The following is a 19,717-nucleotide window of genomic DNA, read 5'->3' on the forward strand; positions in this document are numbered from 1 at the left end:
GTGCAGGGTCTCTCGCCTGGTGCGAGCTTGCACGCTCGGTGCGGCGTTGTGGCGCTGCACCGAGCGTGCAACCTCGCACGGGATCGCGAGCGCCGCATCGTGCGTCGAGCACGGGGCTCGTGGAAGTGGGGCGAATGGGCCGGCCGTACGCCGGGTTCTGTCCCGCCGCTTGCACGGCGGTGACGGCCATCTCTCTCGGACCGACGTTGCCGTCGGCCTCCAGCGGTCTACCCGAGGACTCGGCGAGCAGCCTCAGCGTCCTCTGTCTGACCTTGCTCCGGGCGAGGTTTACCGAGCAGATCCGGTCACCCGGACCCCTGGTGGTCTCTTACACCACCGTTTCACCCTTACCGACGTTGCCGCCGGCGGTCTGCTTTCTGTGGCACTGTCTCGCGGATTGCTCCGGGTGGGTGTTACCCACCGCCCTGCTCTGTGGAGCCCGGACGTTCCTCGGCACTCCCGGGGGAGTGACGCGACCGTCTCACCGACCCATTCGCAGTCCGAGTCTACCGGCCCCGCGCCCGCGCCCGAGCCCCGGCCCCGAGGTTCCGTAATCTCGGCATGTCGGCGCGCACGAGGGGCCTCCGTGGAACCTCGGCGCACCGCAGACGGCGAGTCGTGGAACCTCGGTGCGACCGGCCGGGCGCGTCGAACCGCGCCGGACAACTCCCACACCGCACGCTGCGGGCCGGTGTGCGGTCTGAGCGGATCGCCGGGTCAGGCGCTGCGCGCGGCCAGGGTCGCAGCGCCGATGATGCCGGCGTTGTTGCGCAGGGTCGCGGGGATGATCTCCGCCTGCAGGTCGAGCAGCGGCAGGAACTCCTCGTACTGCTTCGACACACCACCACCGACGACGAACAACTCGGGGGAGAGCAGCGCCTCGAGCGTCGAGTAGTACGTCTGCAGGCGCTTCGCCCAGTGCTTCCAGGACAGGTCGTCGCGCTCCTTGGCGGCGAACGAAGCCCGCGACTCGGCGTCGTGCCCGTCGATCTCCAGGTGCCCGAGCTCCGAGTTGACGATGAGCACGCCGTCGTTGATGAGCGCGCTGCCGATCCCGGTGCCGAGGGTGGTCACGATGACCAGGCCGTCCTTGCCCTTCGCCGCACCGAACTGCTGCTCGGCGAACCCGGCGGCGTCGGCGTCGTTCACGAAGTGGATGGCGCGGCCGAGCTCCTTCTCGAACAACGCCTCGGCCTCGAAGCCGATCCACTTCTTCGAGACGTTCGCGGCGGACATGGTCTTGCCGTCCCGCACGATCGCGGGGAAGCACACGCCCACGGGGACGTCGGCCGCGGGGGCGAGGTCCTCGAGGATCGAGGCGACGACGGCGGTGATGTCGTGGGGCTTCCCGCCTTCGGGGGTGGCCTTCTTGATGCGGTCCGTGGTGAGTTCACCGGACGCGACGTCGACGATCGCGCCCTTGATGCCCGTACCACCGATGTCGACGCCGACTGCGAGGGAGGTCATGAGGTTGTCGTGCCTTTCGGTTGCCTGCCGGAGTGCCCGGTCAGGAAGAGGGTCCCGTCAGGGAGACGGATCCGGTCAGGAGACGGTGAGGAGCTCCGCGCCGCGTTCGGTGACGACGAGGGTGTGCTCGAACTGCGCGGTCCACGACTTGTCGCGCGTCGAGACCGTCCAGTCATCGGACCAGATGTCGGCCTCGATCCCGCCGAGCGTGAGCATGGGCTCGATGGTGAACACCATGCCCGGTTCGATCACCGTGTCGTACTGCGGCGCGTCGTAGTGCGGGATGATCAGGCCGGAGTGGAAGGCACGACCGACGCCGTGGCCGGTGTAGTCCCGGACGACGCCGTAGCCGAAGCGCTTCGCGTAGGCCTCGATGGCGCGGCCGATGACGTTGACCTGGCGGCCGGGGGCGACGGCCTTGATGCCGCGCTCGAGGGCGAGTCGCGTGCGGGTCACGAGGTCCTCGACCTCCTGCGACGCCTGCCCGACGATGAACGTGCGGTTCGTGTCGCCGTGCATCCCGTCCTTGTAGGCGGTGATGTCGATGTTGACGAGGTCGCCCTCCTGCAGGACGGTGTCATCGGGGATGCCGTGGCAGATGACCTCGTTGAGGCTCGAGCACAGCGACTTCGGGTACCCGCGGTACCCGAGCGTCGAGGGGTAGGCGCCGTGCGCCACGACGAACTCGTGGCCGATGCGGTCGAGTTCGTCCGTGGTCACGCCCGGACGGATCGCGGCGCCGACGGCGTCGATGGCCTGCGAGGCGATGCGGCCGGCGGTGCGGATGCGCTCGACCTCGTCCGGCGAGTACGTGTCACCCAGGCCGTGCTCGTGCGGTTCGACCTTGCCGACGTACTCCGGACGCTCGATGTCCTTCGGGACTGCCCGGTGCGGGGAGATGCGGCCAGCGGTCAGGTGTCCGTGTTCGTCCCGGGGCATGCCGACCACTCTAGCCGCGGCGCGACGCGCCGAGCGCAACCGCCCCACGGTGCGGCCCGACGGGGTGGGCGTGACTGCCTGGAGGCCCGGGGGGGGGGGGGCGGGCCCGCCCCCGGCCGCCCCGCCGGCCCCCCCCCCCCCGGGGGGGCCCCGCGGGGGGGGGGGGGCCGGCGGGGCGGCCGGGGGCGGCCCCCCCGCCCCCCCCCCGGGCCTCCAGGCCGTCACCTGGGTACGGTGGGCGACATGAGCGACGAGCGCATCGAGTCCCAGTGGTGGTTCAACGACAAGACCGGTCAGGTCGAGCAGGGGCCGCAGTCCCCGCAGCGCGACCGCATCGGCCCGTTCGACACGCGCGAGGAAGCACAGCACGCCCTCGACCGGATCGCCGCGAACAACGAGAAGTGGGACGCCGAGGACCAGTGAGCCGGACACGTGCGGCGGCGGCGCGTCGCACGGCCCCGCGCACACCGCCGGACCACTAGCCTGGGACGAGGCCCGCCCGCGGCCACCCGATACACGGAAAGGTCGTGCATGGACAAGCAGACGGACTTCGTGCTCCGCACCATCGAGGAGCGCGGCATCAAGTTCATCCGACTCTGGTTCACGGACGTCATCGGGACCCTCAAGTCGGTGGCGATCGCCCCGGCGGAGGTCGAGGGCGCGTTCGCCGAGGGCATCGGGTTCGACGGCTCCGCGATCGAGGGCCTGTCCCGTTCGTACGAGGCCGACGTGCTCGCGCACCCGGACCCCTCGACGTTCCAGATCCTGCCGTGGCGCGGTGAGATCGACCCGACCGCGCGGATGTTCTGCGACATCACGACGCCGGACGGGCAGCCCGCCGTCGCCGACCCGCGCAACGTGCTGAAGCGCACGCTGGCCCGGGCGAGCGAGCGCGGCTTCACGTTCTACACGCACCCCGAGATCGAGTTCTACCTGCTCAAGAGCCGCGAGTGGAAGGACGGCGGCCCGCAGCCCGTCGACCAGGCCGGCTACTTCGACAACGTCCCCGGCGGGAGCGCGCACGACTTCCGACGCCGCTCCGTCCGGATGCTCGAGGACCTGGGCATCTCGGTGGAGTTCAGCCACCACGAGGCCGGTCCGGGCCAGAACGAGATCGACCTCCGGTACGCCGACGCGCTGACGATGGCGGACAACATCATGACCTTCCGCACGGTGGTGAAGGAGGTCGCCATCGAGCAGGGCGTCTACGCGACGTTCATGCCGAAGCCGATCTCCGGGCAGCCGGGTTCGGGCATGCACACGCACGTCTCGCTGTTCGAGGGCGACCAGAACGCGTTCTACGAGGCCGGCGGCGAGTACCAGCTGTCCCGGACCGCCAAGCACTTCATCGCCGGTGTGCTCAAGCACGCACCGGAGATCACCGCGGTCACGAACCAGTTCGTCAACTCGTACAAGCGCCTCTGGGGTGGCGACGAGGCCCCGTCCTTCGTGACGTGGGGCCACAACAACCGCTCCGCGCTCGTGCGCGTGCCGCTGTACAAGCCGAACAAGGGTCAGTCCTCGCGCATCGAGTACCGCGGCATCGACTCGGCGGCGAACCCGTACCTGGCGTACTCGCTGCTGCTCGCGGCCGGCCTCAAGGGCATCGAGGAAGAGTACGAACTGCCGGCCGAGGCCGAGCACGACGTCTGGAGCCTGACCGACGCCGAGCGCCGTGCCCTCGGGTACAGCCAGCTGCCGTCGAGCCTCGACCACGCCCTCAGCCTGATGGAGGACTCCGAGCTGGTCGCGGAGACGCTCGGCGAGCACGTGTTCAACTTCGTGCTCCTCAACAAGCGGCAGGAGTGGAAGCGGTACCGCGACCAGGTCACGCCGTTCGAGCTCGACACCAACCTCGGCGCCCTCTGAGCGAGCGCACCACATGACCGGTCGGACGACGTCGTCGCGCTCCGAGTTGGCCCGCCTGGGGTTCGCCGAGCTGTCGGAGAGCCTCGAGCGGATCGCCGACCTGGAGGCGCGGTTCGGCTCCGTCGTCCCGCTGCCGGTCAGCGGCACCCCTGCGCTCTGGGGCATCACCGCGGATCCCGACGGTGCGCTGCGGTTGCTGGAACGGCTGCTGGAACGTGCTCCTGACGAGCTGCGCCCCGTCCTGGCGGACGAGGCAGCGACCGAGCGGCTGATCCGACTCCTGGGCGCCTCGGTCGGTCTCGGGGAGTTCCTGCACCGCCGACCGGCCGAGCTCGCGCTGCTGCTCGAGCCCGTCGTCGCACCCTGGTCGCAGGAGCAGTACACGGCGTCCCTGATCGACGGGATCGACGGCGCCACCGGCGAGGAGGCGCGGATGTGCCTGCGGGTGCGGTACCGCCGGCACCTCGCCCAGATCGCCCTCTACGACGTGCTGCACACGTCGCCGACCGAGGCCTTCCCGGCGGTCGCCGCCGGACTGGCCGACCTGGCCGGGGCAGCGCTCGACGCCGCGGTCGACGTGGCCCGGCGCGAGGTCCCGTTCCCGGCGGCCGACGTCGCCGCGACCCCGCTCGCCGTGATCGCGATGGGCAAGGCCGGCGCCCGTGAGCTGAACTACGTCAGCGACGTCGACGTCATCTTCGTCACCGAGTCCACCGACGAGATCAGCACCGACCGCGCCGTCCTCATCTCGACGCGGATCGCGATCGCCGCGACCCACGCGATCACCGACCTGGCCGCCGAGCCCGGTCTGTGGGAGGTCGACGCGAACCTGCGACCGGAGGGCAAGGACGGTGCCCTCGTCCGCACGCTCGACTCGCACGTCGCCTACTACGAGCGGTGGGCGAAGTCGTGGGAGTTCCAGGCGCTGCTGAAGGCGCGGCCGATCGCCGGGTCGGCCGACCTCGGTGCCCGGTACGCCGACGCCGTCGCCCCGTTCGTCTGGAGCTCGTCGGCACGCCCCGGGTTCGTCGAGTCGGTCCAGCGCATGCGCGAACGCGTCACCGAGCACATCCCCGACGGCGAGGTCGACCGGCAGCTGAAGCTCGGTCCCGGTGGGCTGCGGGACGTCGAGTTCACCGTGCAGCTCCTGCAGCTCGTACACGGTCGCGACGACGAGTCGGTCCGGGTCCGGTCCACCCTCGAGGCGATGGACGCCCTGACGGCTGCCGGCTACGTCGGGCGGGCCGAGGCCGCACGGTTCGGCCCGGACTACGCCCTGCTCCGCGTCCTCGAGCACCGCATCCAGCTCCGCCGGTTGCAGCGGACGCACCTGATGCCGACGGACGAGGAAGAGCTGCGCGTCCTCGCCCGGTCGAGCGGCGTGGCCACCTCGGCCTCCGCGCTCGAGACCCGCTGGCGTGCCGTCAAGCTCGAGGTCCGTGGCCTGCACGAGCGGCTGTTCTACCGGCCCCTGCTGTCCGCCGTCGCCGCGACCGAGGACGAGATCGTCCTGACCGACGACCAGGTCGTCGACCGTCTCGGCGCGATCGGGTTCGTCGACCCGCCCGGTGCGTTGCGGCACATCCGGGCACTCACGCAGGGGACGAGCCGACGGGCGGCGATCCAGCGGAACCTGCTGCCGGTGCTCCTGCGGTGGATGGCCGAGGGGCCGGCACCCGACCGGGCCCTGCTGGCGTTCCGACGGCTCAGCGACACGCTGGGGGAGTCGAGCTGGTTCCTCCGGATGCTCCGCGACTCGTCCGGGGCCGCGCACTCGCTCACCACGGTGCTGTCCGAGTCGGCGTTCCTGTCCGGACTCCTCGAACGCTTCCCCGAGGCGGTCGCCTGGCTCGACGAACCCGAAACGCTCCTCCGTGCCCGCCCGATGGAGTCGCTGCTCGCCGAGATGACCGCGACGACCGCGCGGCACGGCAACGACGTCGACGGGGCGGCCGGCCTGCTGCGCTCGGCCCGTCGCCGCGAGACCCTGCGCCTCGGCATGGCCGCCGTGCTCGGGCACCTCGACGTGGACGCCCTCGGCGCGGCACTCAGCGACGTGACCGAGGCGACGCTCGCCGGGGCCCTCGCGCTCGCTCGACGGGACGCCCCGGCAGACTTCGAGTTCGGGATCATCGCGATGGGCCGGTACGGCGGCCGTGAGCTCGGCTTCGGCTCCGACGCCGACGTGCTCTACGTCTACCGTGCCCCGGACCTGGCGCCCGAGGTGGCCTCCCGGACGGCGCAGACCATCGTGCGCGAGCTGAACCGGCTCACCGAGGACACCGTCCACCCGCTCGACCTCGACATCGACCTGCGCCCCGAGGGGAAGAACGGCCCCGTGGCCCGCACCCTCGAGTCCTACGGTGCCTACTACGCCCGGTGGTCGCTGACGTGGGAGGCGCAGGCCTTGCTCCGTGCCCGCGGCGCCGTGGGTGATGCGCAGCTGCTCCGCGACTTCGAGCACCTGGCGGACCGCACGCGCTACCCGGAGCGGATCGACGAGCACGAGGTGCGCGAGGTCCGGCGGATCAAGGCGCGCGTCGAGTCCGAGCGGCTGCCGCGCGGTGCCGACCCGGCCCGCCACCTCAAGCTCGGTCGGGGCTCCCTGAGCGACGTCGAGTGGTTCGTCCAGCTCCTGCAGCTCCAGCACGCGCTCGAGGTCCCGGCGCTCCGCACCACGTCGACGCTCGAGGCGCTCGACGGTGCGGTGTCCGCGGGGTTCGTCAGCGCCGACGACGGCGAGCGGCTGGGTGCGGCCTGGCGCTTCGCCTCGCGGACGCGCAGCGCCCTGGTGCTCTGGTCGGGGAAGACGACGGACGTGCTGCCCGTCGACCGCGTGCAGCTCGAGGGCGTGGCGCGGCTGATGGAGTACCCGCCCGGCTCGGCGAGCCAGCTGGAAGAGGACTACCTCGGCGTCACCCGGCGTGCACGGCAGGTCTTCGAGCGCGAGTTCTACGGCGCCTGACGCGACCGCGACACGCCCGGGCATGCTCCCCGGAGCCGAAGCTGACGGGACGTCGGAGGTTAATTCCCCGTGTCGCGCACCGTCCCCCGTTCGTTTCGGACTGTACCCCGAGCGGCGTCGGCGGGCCGGTCGTTACCGCGTCGTGACCACCCTGCACCGGGCTGCCGGCCGACCTGCCGGAGGTGCGCGCCGACTCGCCCGGTGACGACGCCCTGAACAGGGGTTTCCTGGGTTGGTGATCCGCGCCTCCCGGCATCACGCGTCGCGTACCAGGGTGACCGATCGGGTGGACCCGGTCCGCAGGAGTGCTGTCAGCACGAGGGGGGACCACTGGTCCCGGCGGAGATGGGGACAAGTGTGTACCCCGTAACGCGTTCGAAACGCCCCCGGACGGGGGTCGCGTTGCGCGGGGGTTCAGGTTTCTGCGTCAATGGCATCACCCGAACCGACCCTGATTCCCCAACGTCGCGGAATCTCCACCTCGAACGTTGAAGCAGGGATCAGTGTTCACCTTCATTCTGCAGATCAGGCAGATGGTCGAAGGCCACCCCGAGTTCTACCTGTTCGCCGTGTACTCCGCGGTGATCTGGTTGCTCTGGTTGGTCAAGGTCGTCATCTCCGCCCGCTACCGCCCGTTCACCGGCACTTTCGTCGGTACCACCAGCGTCGTCGTCCCCGTCGTGGACGAACCGCTCGACCTGTTCCGCGACGTCATCGGTCGCATGGTCGAGCAGCGACCCGGCGAGATCATCGTCGTCATCAACGGCGCCCGCAACGAGGCGCTCGAAGCCGTCTGCGACGAGTTCGCCCCGCTCGTCCGCTGGACCCACACGCCCATCCCGGGCAAGCGCAACGCCGTCAAGGTCGGCACCGAGATGTCCAACGGCGACATCACCGTGCTCGTCGACTCGGACACCGTCTGGACCCCCGGCGCGCTCGAGGAACTCCTCAAGCCCTTCGCCGACGAGTCCGTCGGCGGCGTCACGACCCGGCAGCGCATCCTCGAGCCCGAGCGCAGCTGGATCACGCGCTGGGCCGACTGGCTCGAGAACTCCCGGGCGCTCTACTCGATGCCCGCGCAGAGCGTCCTCGGGCAGATCGGCTGCCTGCCCGGGCGCACGATCGCGTTCCGACGGAACATCCTCGTCCGGGTCATGGACAAGTTCATGCACGAGAAGTTCATGGGCGTCTTCCTCGAGGTCTCCGACGACCGAACGCTGACCAACCTCACGCTCAAGGAGGGGTACCGGACCGTCTACCAGTACACCTCGCTGGTCTACACGGACGCCCCGCTGCAGGTGAAGAAGCTGTTCAAGCAGCAGCTCCGCTGGGCCCGCGGCTCGCAGTACAACACGCTGCGCATGCTGCCGTGGATGCTCGGCCACGCCCCGGTGCTGGCGGCGTTCTTCATCACCGACATCATCCTGCCGTTCATGCTCTTCGGCGTCATCGCTGGCTGGGTCTACCGGGCATTCACCGGGCAGGGCGAGAACCTGTACCAGGGCATCCTGTCGCAGTACGGCTTCTCGACCGGCTTCGTCTACGTCGCCGCGCTGATGGTCGTGTCGTCGGTGCTCAGCATGGCCATCCGGCAGATGCGCCACCTGGCCGAGAAGCCGAGCGACTTCTTCCGCCTGCCGATGTTCATCATCGTGTCGACGTTCTTCCTGATGCCGATCCGGCTCATCGGCTTCTTCCGCCTGGCGCACGCGTCCGGCTGGGGGACCCGGGCCGGCGCCTACGCCGGCGGTCCGATGCAGGAGGACCCCGCCGAGAGCGTCCAGCCGACCACCCCTGGCACGCAGATCCCGTTCAGCCCGATCGACGCGGCGGACCGCGCCCAGGCGCTCGACGGATTCGTCCAGCTGCAGGGCACACCGTCCGGCGCCGCGCACGAGCAGGTGGCCGTGGACCGCGCATTCGACGAGCTCTTCGGCGCCGACGCCACGACCAACTCCACCGCGACCGTGCTCGCGACCCGGCGCGAGGCAGCAGCGGCGTTCGCCGACCAGCAGCCCGCGGCCCCACGGACCGCCCCCGTGAAGGCCCGCCGGTACAACCCGTACGCCGCGATCCCGTACTGCATCGGCTTCGCGATCTTCGCCCTGGAGGCGTTCCTCATTGTCTGACATCATCCGCTCCTCGAGTACCTGGTGGGCGCAGTCGAGCAAGCACGCCCGCTGGACGGCCGTCGGCACGACCGCCATCGTCCTCGCCCTCGCCCTCATCACCTGGTCGGTCTGGGTCTCCCCGGCCGGCCCCGTCTCCACCGCCGTCCACCAGGCGCTCGGGGTCACCGCCCCGAAGGCCAAGAAGGTGTCCGCCGCCGAGCTGCAGACGCAGCTCGACGCCGCCCAGGACCGCATCTGGGCGCTCGAGGGCAAGCTCGACTCCCGCACGGCCCAGGCCGGGTCGCGCGGCGACCAGATCACGCAGCTCAAGGCGCAGATCGCGTCGCTCCAGTCCCAGCTCGGTTCCGCGAAGGGCTCGGGAGGCTCGTCCTCCGTCAACGCTTCGGGTTCCGGTGCGAACGGGGCCGGCACCTCGGGCTCCGGCTCGGGTTCCGGGTCCGGGGGGTCCGGTGGGTCCGGTGGGTCCGGTGGGTCAGGCGGGTCCGGCGGGTCCGGTGTGTCCGACAACGGGTCCGGCTCGGGGAGCGGGAGCGGGAGCGGCTCGGGCGGCGGCTCCGGCGGGTCCGACGGCGGCTCCGGTGGGGTCACCAACCCGAACCCCGGCCCGTCGACCGACCCGGGCACCACGCCCGTGGCGGTCCCGACCAAGGCGGACATCCTCGCGCAGCAGTCCCGCTGGTACGGCCTGTACACGGCGCAGTCCCCGTTCAACTGGTCCGAGTACGACCAGGTCTCGCAAGAGGTCGGGAAGGCGACGAACATGGTCGGCTTCTTCCAGGGCTTCGACCAGGACTTCAACCAGAACGCCGTCCAGCGCTCGTGGGCGAACGGGCGTCTGCCGATGATGACGTGGGAGTCGGTACCCGCCAAGACGGGCAACGACCAGCCGTACGTCGAGGGCTACACCAATGAGGACGTCATCTCCGGCAAGTTCGACGCCTACCTGACGCAGTACGCCAAGGCGCTGGCGGCCAACGGCCAGCCGCTCGTCATCCGGTTCGACCACGAGATGAACGGTCAGTGGTACAACTGGTCCGAATCCGCGAAGCAGCAGAACGCCGCCGGCTCGTACACCGCGATGTGGCAGCACGTCTGGAAGGTCTTCCAGGCCAACGGGGCGAACCAGTACGCCATCTGGGACTGGTCGCCGTCGCGCATCGACAAGCTCGGCAACGCGAAGTACCAGACGCTCGAGTACATGCAGAACTACTACCCGGGCGCAGAGTACGTCGACTGGGTCGGCATGAGCGGCTACTACCGTGACGCCACCGAGCAGCCGACCTTCGAGAACACGTTCGGCGCGACGCTCGCCCAGATCCGGCAGGTCGCGCCGGGCAAGGGCATCGTGCTCAACGAGATCGGGGCCACCGAGACCGGGGGCAGCGTCTCGAACCCGCAGAAGACCCAGTGGATCGATTCGCTCTTCGACGCCCTGGCCGACCCCGCCAACTCGGACATCATCGGCTTCGCGTACTTCAGCGAGACCGCGACCACGATCGTCGACGGCACACGCACCACGAACGACTGGCGGCTCAACTCACGAGCCGACTCCCTGGCGGCCTTCGCCGAGGGCATCAAGCGCAACGACATCGACTACGACCTGCAGGAGGTCACGCCATGACCGCGTCCAAGAAGTCGCCCGACCAGGCCGACACCCGTCCCGCACCCGTCATCAGCGTCATCGGCACCGGCTACCTCGGCGCCACCCACGCGGCCGCCATGGCCGAGATGGGCTTCGAGACCATCGGCGTGGACGTCGACCCGGCGAAGCTCGCCGCACTGTCCGCCGGCGAGGTCCCGTTCTTCGAACCCGGCCTGCCCGAGCTCATCACGAAGCACGTCGCGAGCGGCAAGCTCCGGTTCACCGCCGACATCGCATCGGCCGTCGCCGCCGCGGACGTCCACTTCGTCTGCGTCGGCACCCCGCAGAAGGCCGGCTCGCACGCCGCCAACCTGGCGTACGTCGAGAGCGCCACCCGCGGTGTCGCCGAGAACCTGACCCACCCGGGCCTCATCGTCGGGAAGTCGACGGTGCCGGTCGGCACCGCAGCGCGGCTGCGCGGCATCGTCCGCGAGTTCACGCCCTCGGGGATCGACGCCGAGCTCATCTGGAACCCGGAGTTCCTCCGCGAGGGCAAGGCCGTCGAGGACACCCTGCACCCGGACCGCCTGGTCTGGGGCGGCGCGTCGGAGGCCGCCGACGCCGTCATCCGCGAGGTCTACGCCGCACCCATCAGCGAGGGCACCCCGGTCATCACCACCGACCTGGCGACGGCCGAGCTCGTCAAGGTGAGCGCCAACGCGTTCCTCGCCACGAAGATCTCGTTCATCAACGCGATCTCGGAGATGTGCGCGATCACCGGCGCCGACGTGTCGACGCTCGCCGACGCCCTCGGGCACGACGCCCGCATCGGCCGGAAGTTCCTGAACGCCGGCCTCGGCTTCGGCGGCGGCTGCCTGCCGAAGGACATCCGGGCCCTCATGCACCGCGCGAACGAGATCGGCGCGGGCCAGGTCGTCGGGCTCATGCAGCAGGTCGACGAGATCAACATGGGCCAGCGTCAGCGGGTCATCGACATGGCGATCGATTCGGCCGGGGGATCGGTGCTGAACCGTCGCGTGGCCGTGATCGGCGCCGCGTTCAAGCCCCTCACCGACGACGTGCGGGACTCCCCGGCGCTCAACGTCGCCGCTGCGCTGCACCTGCGCGGCGCCCAGGTCACCCTCTGGGACCCCGAGGCGATGGAACCCGCGAAGCGCTCGTTCCCGACGCTGAGCTACGCCGCGTCGATGACGGACGCGATCGAGGGCGCCGACGTCGTCCTGGTGCTCACCGAGTGGGAAGAGATCATCACCGCCGACCCGGTCGCCCTCGGTGACCTCGTCGGTCGCCGCGTCGTGATCGACGCGCGCAACTGCCTCCCGGTCCACGACTGGGTCAAAGCGGGGTGGACCGTCCGTTCCCTGGGACGGCCCACGCCGGTCACGGGTGCACCCGTGAGCGTCGCAGCGGGGACGAACGACTCGTTGGCCACGGCTCGGTAGTCACCGTTCGCGAAGCGGGGTCCGTGCCGGGCGGCACGGGCCCCGTTCCCGTGCGCGCTGGCGTGCGGTGCGTCCGCAGCCCGCGCTCCAGCCGGCCGAATCGTCTCGCGAAAGCGACAGAATCCCGTGAATGGTTCGCGGCACACTGTCGCTGTCGCGGCACAGACGAAGGGCCCCGCACCTGACGGTGCGGGGCCTTCCGTGCGTGGGGATCAGACGCCGAAGTACAGCTCGTACTCGAACGGGTGCGGGCGCTGGGCCAGCGGGAGGATCTCGTTCTCGCGCTTGTAGTCGATCCAGGTCTGGATGAGGTCCTCGGTGAAGACGTTGCCCTTCGTGAGGAACTCGTGGTCCGCCTCGAGGAAGTCGAGCGCCTCGTCGAGGGAGCCGGGGACCTGGGGGATGTTCTTGGCTTCCTCGGGCGGGAGCTCGTAGAGGTCCTTGTCGACCGGCTCGTGCGGCTCGATGCGGTTCTGGATACCGTCGAGGCCGGCCATCAGCTGCGCCGCGAAGGCGAGGTACGGGTTGCCCGAGGCGTCCGGTGCGCGGAACTCGATGCGCTTGGCCTTCGGGTTGGTGCCCGTGATCGGGATGCGGATCGCAGCCGAACGGTTACCGGCCGAGTAGACCAGGTTGACCGGCGCCTCGAAGCCCTTGACCAGGCGGTGGTACGAGTTGATCGACGGGTTCGTGAAGGCGAGCAGCGCCGGAGCGTGCTTCAGCAGACCGCCGATGTACCAACGAGCGAGGTCCGACAGGCCGCCGTAGCCGTTCTCGTCGTAGAACAGCGGCTTGCCCTCCGACCAGAGTGACTGGTGGGTGTGCATGCCCGAGCCGTTGTCGCCGAAGAGCGGCTTCGGCATGAACGTCGCGACCTTGCCCCACTGGTCAGCGGTGTTCTTCACGATGTACTTGAACTTCAGGATGTCGTCCGCGGCGTGGACCATCGTGTCGAACTTGTAGTTGATCTCCTGCTGGCCGCCCGTGCCCACCTCGTGGTGCGAGCGCTCGAGCTCGAAGCCTGCGTCGATCAGCTTGAGGGTGATGTCGTCGCGCAGGTCGGCGGTCTTGTCGACCGGCGACACGGGGAAGTAGCCACCCTTGTACGGGGTCTTGTTGGCGAGGTTGCCGCCCTCTTCATCACGACCGGTGTTCCAGGCGCCCTCTTCGGAGTCGACCGCGTAGAACGACTCGTTCTGGGTGACGGAGTAGCGGACGTCGTCGAAGATGTAGAACTCGGCCTCGGGGGCGAAGAACGCGGTGTCCGCGATGCCCGTCGACGCGAGGTACTTCTCGGCCTTCTTCGCCACCTGGCGCGGGTCGCGGCCGTAGATCTCGCCGTTCCGCGGGTTGTAGATGTCGAAGATCATGATGAGCGTGCGCTCGGCGCGGAACTGGTCCACGTACGCGGTGGTCACATCGGGGATCAGCTGCATGTCGGACTCGTGGATCGACGCGAACCCACGGATCGAGGAGCCGTCGAAGAGCTGGCCGACCGAGAAGAAGTCCTCGTCGACGGTCGAGGCGGGGATGTTGAAGTGCTGCTGCACACCCGGCAGGTCCGTGAATCGGATGTCGAGGAACTTGACGTCGGTGTCCTTGATGAAGGCCAGGACCTCGGAGGAATCGCTGAACATGGGGCCGATCTCCAATGGGTTGGGTGATGTCGGAGGCACCGATCAAGGCACCTCCGACGAGGCTATTGACACGGGGTTTCCCGGACGTGACTGGATTGTTTCGGGCGTGTTACGGGCGGCCGGTCGCCTACGCTTGTCGCATGGCTAGCAGCTCCTCCCGTCCGTCCGCGCCCTCCGAGCACCCGGACGGCTGGCCGGGCAAGGACCTGGGGCTGCCCGAGGACGGTCCCCGCAGCGTCGGGCGGATCGGACGGCGGATCGTCGCCCTGCTGATCGACGGAGCACTCGCCGACCTCATCGCCTACGTGACCGGGGTCTGGTCGCCGGTGAACGGTTCCGGGGACATCGCGCACTCGTGGGTGCAGCTGGCGATCTTCGCCGCGCTCCAGGTGCTCTTCATCTGCCTGCTGTCCGGCTCGTTCGGGCACATCTGCGTCGGCCTGCGCGTCGTGCCGATGCGCGGGGGCTACGTCGGGGTGTGGCGTCCGGTCGTCCGCACCGTCCTGCTCTGCCTGGTGGTGCCGGCGCTCATCATCGACCGGGACAGCCGCGGCGCGCACGACCGCATCGCCGGGACGGTGCTGGTCCGGCGCTGACCGGCGTCACGTGCGGCGGGGGCGCGGCCGGGTCCTGCGGCGCACGGTGCGAGGTTCGTCGCCGGGGCGCGGCGGGGTGCGGGCGCACGGTGCGAGGTTCGTCGGCACGGGAGGTTGCCCGCTCGGTGCAGCGCGACAGGCTCGCACCGAGTGGCCAACCCCGCACCGGGTAACCGAAGCCGCACGGTGCGCCCGGCTGGCCCCGCCCGCCGCACGCACGCAGAACGCCCCCGACCTGGCACGGTCGGGGGCGTTCTGCAGTGCAGCTTCGGGGACGGATCAGCGCGGACGGCCGGCGCGAGCCCGCATCGGGTCCATGCCCTTCGGGATCGCGGCCGCGGGGCTCTGCGTCAGGGAGTCAAGGCGGTTCGCGACCGCCAGGACCTCGTTGCGGTTGAGCGACTTCTTGAACTTGTTCATCGCACGGGGGAGCTTGTGCAGGGTGATGGTGTCGTCGCCGTCACCGACGCTGACCACGTGGACCGCGACGTTCGGGACGATGCGCTGCACCTTGCGGCGCTCTTCGTCGAGCTGCCGCTTCAGGTTGCCGCGCTGGCCCTCGGTGATGAGGACGACGCCGGGGCGACCCACCGCGCGGTAGACCGCGGACTGCGACCGGCCGTGCACGGCGACGGGCATCTCGCTCGAGCGCCACTGCCGACGCAGCGAGTTGGAGAGCACCGCACCGACGGCGCCGGGCTGGCCCTCGATCTGGGAGTACGCGGCGCGTTCGGCCAACCGGCCGAGGACGATCAGGAAGAGGAGCACGCCCATCAGGACACCGGCGACGATCCACAGGATCATCGCGAGCCAGTTCTGGCCGGGGAGCACCAGCGCCAGCACGATGCCGAGGACGACCGGGCCGACGAATGCGAGGGCGAACCACCAGACCGACGACGGGTCGGCCCGCCGGGTCATCTGGAAGACCTGGAACATCTGCTTGAGACGCCCCGGCTCCTTCGCCTTCGTGTCTGTGGAAGTGCTGCGTGCCATGCTGACAGGATACGGCCTCCGCGGTCCGGGGGAGACCGCAGCCGGTCCGGCTGTGCGCGAACACGCGTTGTCCACAGGTCGGGCCGGACGGCCAGGAGGCCCGACCCGCGTCCGACACGCTCGTCACCATGGACACGAGCACCGACCAGGGCACCCACGGCGCCCGGACCGACCGCTGGGTCGCGCAGGCCGACGACGCTGCAGCTGCCTCGTGGGTGGCGGACCGGTGTGCCACCGGGCACCGCCACCTGGTCCCCGTCTCGGCGGTCGGTCGGACCGTTGACGGCGCACTCGTGGTGCTGCTCGACCGCCCGTGCGGGACGCCGCTCCCGGCTGCGCTCGAACGGCTCGGCGCCCCGACGACCGGGGTCGCTGTGACCCTCTGCGTCCCGTTGCTCGAGCTGCTCGTCGCGGCGGTGGACGGTGCGCTGCGGCTCGGTGTCGCCGGGATCGACGACGTCCTGGTCGACGACGCCGGCGCCGTCGTGCTGTGCGACCACCCGGCTGGGGCAGTCCGCGACGGCACGGACCCGGGCAGCACCGACGCCGCAGGCGTCCTCGTGCTCGCCGCGCGGGTGGTCTGGGACCGGGTGGACCCGCGCGATCCGTCGCGCGACCAGGTGGACGCTGCACTCGTCGCGGCACTGGACGGTGACCGTACCGCGGTGAGCACGGCCCTCGACACGGTGCGGGGCGCTGCGCCGCCACGGCCGTTCCGGTGGACGCCACCCCCGGCCGACCTGGTGTTCGCGGAGGCCGACCCGCCGCTCGATCCCGGTGGCGTGGCGGCTCGGCTGCGTGCGGTCGTCGAACTCGGCATCCCCGTCGGCGTGGAGCGACGCGTGCCGCTCCGGCGCGCCCTGGTCGGCGTCGTCGTCGCGATCGGCACGGTCGTCGCGGCCGTCTCCGCGCTCGGTGCCGGTCCGCCGGGTGGTGGTGGCTGACGCCGCGGCCGCCGACGAACGAGGACCGCTCCGGCTCCCCACGAACGGGAACGGCCCCGGCTCCCCACGAAGGGGAACCGGGGCCGTCGGCCGTGCTGCGGGGTGTCAGTACCCGAGGTTGGGGGCGAAGTTGCCCTCTTCCAGGCGGTTCTTCACCGCGACCAGGTACCGCGATGCGTCCGCACCGTCGATGATCCGGTGGTCGTACGACAGCGCGAGGTAGACGAACGAACGGATCGCGATCGCTTCCTGCCCGTCGACCTTCACGACCGCGGGACGCTTCGTGACGATGCCGGTACCGAGGATCGCCGACTGCGGCAGGAACACGACGGGGGTGTCGAACAGCGCGCCACGCGAACCGGTGTTCGTCAGCGTGAACGTGCCGCCGGCGAGCTCGTCGGGCTTGAGCTGGTTGTTCCGGGTGCGCTCCGCCAGGTCCGCGATGGACTTGGAGAACTGCGCCAGGTCGAGCGACGCCGCGTCCTTGATGACCGGGGTCAGCAGGCCACGCTCGGTGTCCACCGCGATGGAGACGTTCTCGGACTCCGGGTAGACGATCTCGTCACCCTCGACCGTCGAGTTGATCTTCGGGTGGGCCTTGAGCGCCTCGGAGGCAGCCAGGGCGAAGAACGGCATGAAGGAGAGCTTCGAACCGGTCTTCTCGAGGAACTCCGCCTTGTGGGCGTCGCGGAACTGCGCCACCTTCGTGACGTCCACCTCGACGACGCTCGTGAGCTGAGCGGTCGAGGTCATCGACTGCACGGCACGCTCGGCCACGACCTTGCGCAGGCGCGTCATCTTCTCGCGGGTGCCGCGCAGCGGCGAGACCTCGGCGACGAACGGGCCGGACGCGGCGGCGGGTGCAGCTGCACCACCGGCGGCCGGGGCCTTCGCGACGGCCGCGAGCACGTCCTCTTTCCGGATGCGCCCGCCGACACCGGAGCCGGTGACGGTGGACAGGTCGACGCCCTGCTCGTTGGCGAGCTTGCGGACGAGCGGCGTGACGTAGCCGGAGGCTGCGCCGTCCTGCGACGGGTTCGGCACCGCGGCGGCGGTCGTCGCGCTGGGCGCTGCGGCCGGTGCTGCGGGGGCGGGGACCGCGGCCGGGGGAGCCGGGGCGGCGGCGGGCGGCGGGACCGGGGCTGCCTGCGGAACCGGGGCGGCGGCGGGCGGCGCGGACGGTGCCTGCGGGGCTGCGGGCTGCGTCTGTCCGGCCGGAGCCGGCTCGGGCTCGGTGGGCTCCGGGGCGGGGGTCTCGGACTCCTGCTCGGTGCTCGGTTCGGCCTCGGGGGCCTCTGCCTCGGCAGCGGCATCGTTCGAGGACTCGTCGGACGAACCGGCGTCGGAGGAACCGGAGTCGGACGAGCCATCGCCGATCTTCACGAGGGCGGTGCCGACCTCGACGGTCTCGTCCTCCTGGACGAGGATCTCCTCGATGACGCCGGCGACGGGCGACGGGATCTCGGTGTCGACCTTGTCGGTCGAGACCTCGAGCAGCGGCTCGTCGACCTCGACCCGGTCACCGACGTTCTTCAGCCATCGGGTCACCGTGCCCTCGGTGACGCTCTCGCCGAGCGCCGGGAGGCTGACGGATTCGCTCATCGGGTGGACTCCTCTTCGCGGGGGGTTGCAGTTGTTGTTGATGTCATTGTCACAGGGCGCGGACTCGTGCGGGTCACAGCGCGTGCAGCGGCTTGCCCGCGAGGTGCATGAACGCCTCGCCCAGGGCCTCGTTCTGCGTCGGGTGGGCGTGGACGAGCGGAGCGATGTCCTCCGGGTACGCCTCCCAGTTCACGGCGAGCTGCGCTTCGCCGATGAGCTCGCCGACGCGGGCGCCGATCATGCTGACGCCGACGACGGGGCCGTCGACGACGCGGACGACCTTGACCGAACCGGACGTGCCGATGATGTGGCTCTTGCCGTTGCCGGCCAGGTTGTACTCGTACGAGTCCACCTTGTCGGCGCCGTACTCGGCCTCGGCCTTCGCCTGCGACAGGCCGACGGAGGCGACCTCGGGGTCGGAGTACGTGATCTTCGGGATGTTCTTGTCCTCGATGACCACCGGGTTGAGCCCGGCGATCTCCTCGGCGACGAAGATGCCCTGCTGGAAGCCGCGGTGCGCGAGCTGCAGGCCGGGGACGATGTCGCCGACCGCGTAGACGTTCGGCAGGTTGGTGGCGAGGCGCTCGTTCGTGGTGACGAAGCCGCGGTCCATGGCGACGCCGACCTCGTCGAAGCCGACGTTCTGCGTGACCGGGCCACGACCGACGGCGACCAGCAGGACGTCGCCGTCGAAGGTCTTGCCGTCCTCGAGCGTGACGACGACGCCGTTCTCGTGCTGCTCGACGCCCTGGAACCGGACACCCAGCGAGAACTCGATGCCGCGCTTGCGGAAGGCGCGCTCGAGCTGCTTCGACATGGACTCGTCCTCGGCGGGGACGAGGTGGGGGAGCGCCTCGACGATCGTGACCTCGGCACCGAAGGACTTCCAGACACTGGCGAACTCGACGCCGATGACGCCACCACCCAGGATGACGACCTTGTTCGGCACGTAGTCCATGCGCAGCGCGGTCTCGGACGTGATGACACGCCCGCCGATCTCGAGTCCGGGCAGGGACTTCGAGTAGGAGCCGGTCGCGAGCACCACGTTCTTGCCGACGATGTTCTGGTCGCCGACCTGCACGGTGTTCTGCGAGGTGAGTCGACCCCAGCCCTCGACGACGGTGATGCCGCGGGCCTTGATGAGGCCCTGCAGGCCCTTGTACTTCGAGGTGATGACGCCCTGCTGGTACTCGATGACCTTCGGGACCTCGACACCGGCGAACTCCGCGATCACGCCGTACTTCTCGGCGTCGCGGGTCGCGTCGGCGACCTCGGCCGCGTGCAGCAGCGCCTTGGTGGGGATGCAGCCACGGTGTAGGCACGTCCCTCCGAGCTTGTCGCCCTCGATGAGCGCGACGCTCATGCCGAGTTCGGCGGCCCGGAGCGCAGCGGCGTAGCCACCGCTCCCGCCACCGAGGACCACGACGTCGTAAGTCTGTTCCGTCACCTGGTGCAACTCCCTCGTGCGTGTCGGGCCGATCGGGCCCTACGTGGACACCGCGGGGGCGGCGTCCGACGGTCGGACCGC

At 70.3% G+C, this 19,717-nt stretch carries 14 protein-coding genes and 1 other RNA gene; 8 read left to right on the forward strand and 7 right to left on the reverse strand.

What is annotated here, in order from left to right; all coding sequences use genetic code 11:
• Positions 1 to 131 precede the first annotated feature (131 nt).
• The 3 genes from rnpB to map all read right to left on the reverse strand — a co-directional run bounded on the left by rnpB (position 132) and on the right by map (position 2,406).
• Positions 132 to 492: RNase P RNA component class A (gene rnpB / locus ACVKXF_RS08100), an RNA gene on the reverse strand.
• A 225-nt stretch (positions 493 to 717) separates the two neighbouring features.
• Positions 718 to 1,467 carry an ROK family protein gene (gene ppgK / locus ACVKXF_RS08105; RefSeq protein WP_456795414.1) on the reverse strand — a complete coding sequence of 250 codons (750 nt, stop codon included), beginning with the start codon at positions 1,465 to 1,467 and terminating at the stop codon, positions 718 to 720.
• A 75-nt stretch (positions 1,468 to 1,542) separates the two neighbouring features.
• Entirely contained in the window at positions 1,543 to 2,406 is an 864-nt protein-coding gene (gene map, locus ACVKXF_RS08110) for a type I methionyl aminopeptidase (RefSeq protein ID WP_340196844.1), read from the reverse strand.
• Between the two features lie 243 nt (positions 2,407 to 2,649).
• Between map and ACVKXF_RS08115 the strand changes: the two genes are divergently transcribed.
• From ACVKXF_RS08115 to ACVKXF_RS08140, 6 genes are all read left to right on the forward strand, one after another.
• Complete coding sequence (locus ACVKXF_RS08115) at positions 2,650 to 2,829, forward strand: SPOR domain-containing protein (RefSeq protein WP_123312787.1); 180 nt, start codon at positions 2,650 to 2,652, stop codon at positions 2,827 to 2,829.
• A gap of 108 nt (positions 2,830 to 2,937) precedes the next feature.
• Positions 2,938 to 4,275 (forward strand): type I glutamate--ammonia ligase, encoded by a 1,338-nt coding sequence (glnA, locus tag ACVKXF_RS08120; protein WP_123312786.1) that lies wholly within the window; start codon positions 2,938 to 2,940, stop codon positions 4,273 to 4,275.
• 13 nt (positions 4,276 to 4,288) lie between these two features.
• Positions 4,289 to 7,240, forward strand: a complete 2,952-nt coding sequence (locus ACVKXF_RS08125; protein ID WP_456795415.1) for a bifunctional [glutamine synthetase] adenylyltransferase/[glutamine synthetase]-adenylyl-L-tyrosine phosphorylase — start codon at positions 4,289 to 4,291, stop codon at positions 7,238 to 7,240.
• A 503-nt stretch (positions 7,241 to 7,743) separates the two neighbouring features.
• A complete protein-coding gene (locus ACVKXF_RS08130) occupies positions 7,744 to 9,369 on the forward strand; it encodes a glycosyltransferase family 2 protein (RefSeq protein ID WP_123312784.1) in 1,626 nt (541 codons plus the stop codon).
• Positions 9,362 to 10,993, forward strand: a complete 1,632-nt coding sequence (locus ACVKXF_RS08135; protein ID WP_456795416.1) for a glycosyl hydrolase — start codon at positions 9,362 to 9,364, stop codon at positions 10,991 to 10,993. Before ACVKXF_RS08130 ends, ACVKXF_RS08135 begins: the two co-directional genes overlap by 8 nt.
• Positions 10,990 to 12,417, forward strand: a complete 1,428-nt coding sequence (locus ACVKXF_RS08140; RefSeq protein WP_456795417.1) for a UDP-glucose dehydrogenase family protein — start codon at positions 10,990 to 10,992, stop codon at positions 12,415 to 12,417. Before ACVKXF_RS08135 ends, ACVKXF_RS08140 begins: the two co-directional genes overlap by 4 nt.
• 212 nt (positions 12,418 to 12,629) lie before the next feature.
• Here ACVKXF_RS08140 and glnA (ACVKXF_RS08145) read toward each other — a convergent pair whose 3' ends face one another.
• A complete protein-coding gene (glnA, locus tag ACVKXF_RS08145; RefSeq protein WP_456795418.1) occupies positions 12,630 to 14,054 on the reverse strand; it encodes a type I glutamate--ammonia ligase in 1,425 nt (474 codons plus the stop codon).
• 140 nt (positions 14,055 to 14,194) lie between these two features.
• On the opposite strand from glnA (ACVKXF_RS08145), the gene ACVKXF_RS08150 reads away from it, so the two are divergent.
• Positions 14,195 to 14,650: an RDD family protein gene (locus ACVKXF_RS08150; protein WP_123312780.1), complete on the forward strand. Its 456-nt coding sequence runs from the start codon at positions 14,195 to 14,197 to the stop codon at positions 14,648 to 14,650.
• Positions 14,651 to 14,929: 279 nt separating this feature from the next.
• Here ACVKXF_RS08150 and ACVKXF_RS08155 read toward each other — a convergent pair whose 3' ends face one another.
• Complete coding sequence (locus tag ACVKXF_RS08155) at positions 14,930 to 15,643, reverse strand: DUF4191 domain-containing protein (RefSeq protein WP_123312779.1); 714 nt, start codon at positions 15,641 to 15,643, stop codon at positions 14,930 to 14,932.
• Positions 15,644 to 15,771: 128 nt separating this feature from the next.
• On the opposite strand from ACVKXF_RS08155, the gene ACVKXF_RS08160 reads away from it, so the two are divergent.
• Positions 15,772 to 16,587, forward strand: coding sequence for a hypothetical protein (locus ACVKXF_RS08160; protein ID WP_456795419.1), 816 nt, complete (start codon positions 15,772 to 15,774; stop codon positions 16,585 to 16,587).
• Between the two features lie 105 nt (positions 16,588 to 16,692).
• Here ACVKXF_RS08160 and sucB read toward each other — a convergent pair whose 3' ends face one another.
• Together sucB and lpdA are read right to left on the reverse strand one after the other, a co-directional pair.
• The gene (sucB, locus tag ACVKXF_RS08165; protein ID WP_456795420.1) at positions 16,693 to 18,189 is read right to left on the reverse strand and encodes a 2-oxoglutarate dehydrogenase, E2 component, dihydrolipoamide succinyltransferase; all 1,497 of its coding nucleotides are present in this window, start codon (positions 18,187 to 18,189) and stop codon (positions 16,693 to 16,695) included.
• 73 nt (positions 18,190 to 18,262) lie between these two features.
• On the reverse strand, positions 18,263 to 19,636 hold the full coding sequence (gene lpdA / locus ACVKXF_RS08170; protein WP_111086393.1) for a dihydrolipoyl dehydrogenase: 1,374 nt from the start codon (positions 19,634 to 19,636) through the stop codon (positions 18,263 to 18,265).
• Positions 19,637 to 19,717 lie beyond the last annotated feature (81 nt).

The organism is Curtobacterium sp. PvP017, from assembly GCF_054060195.1.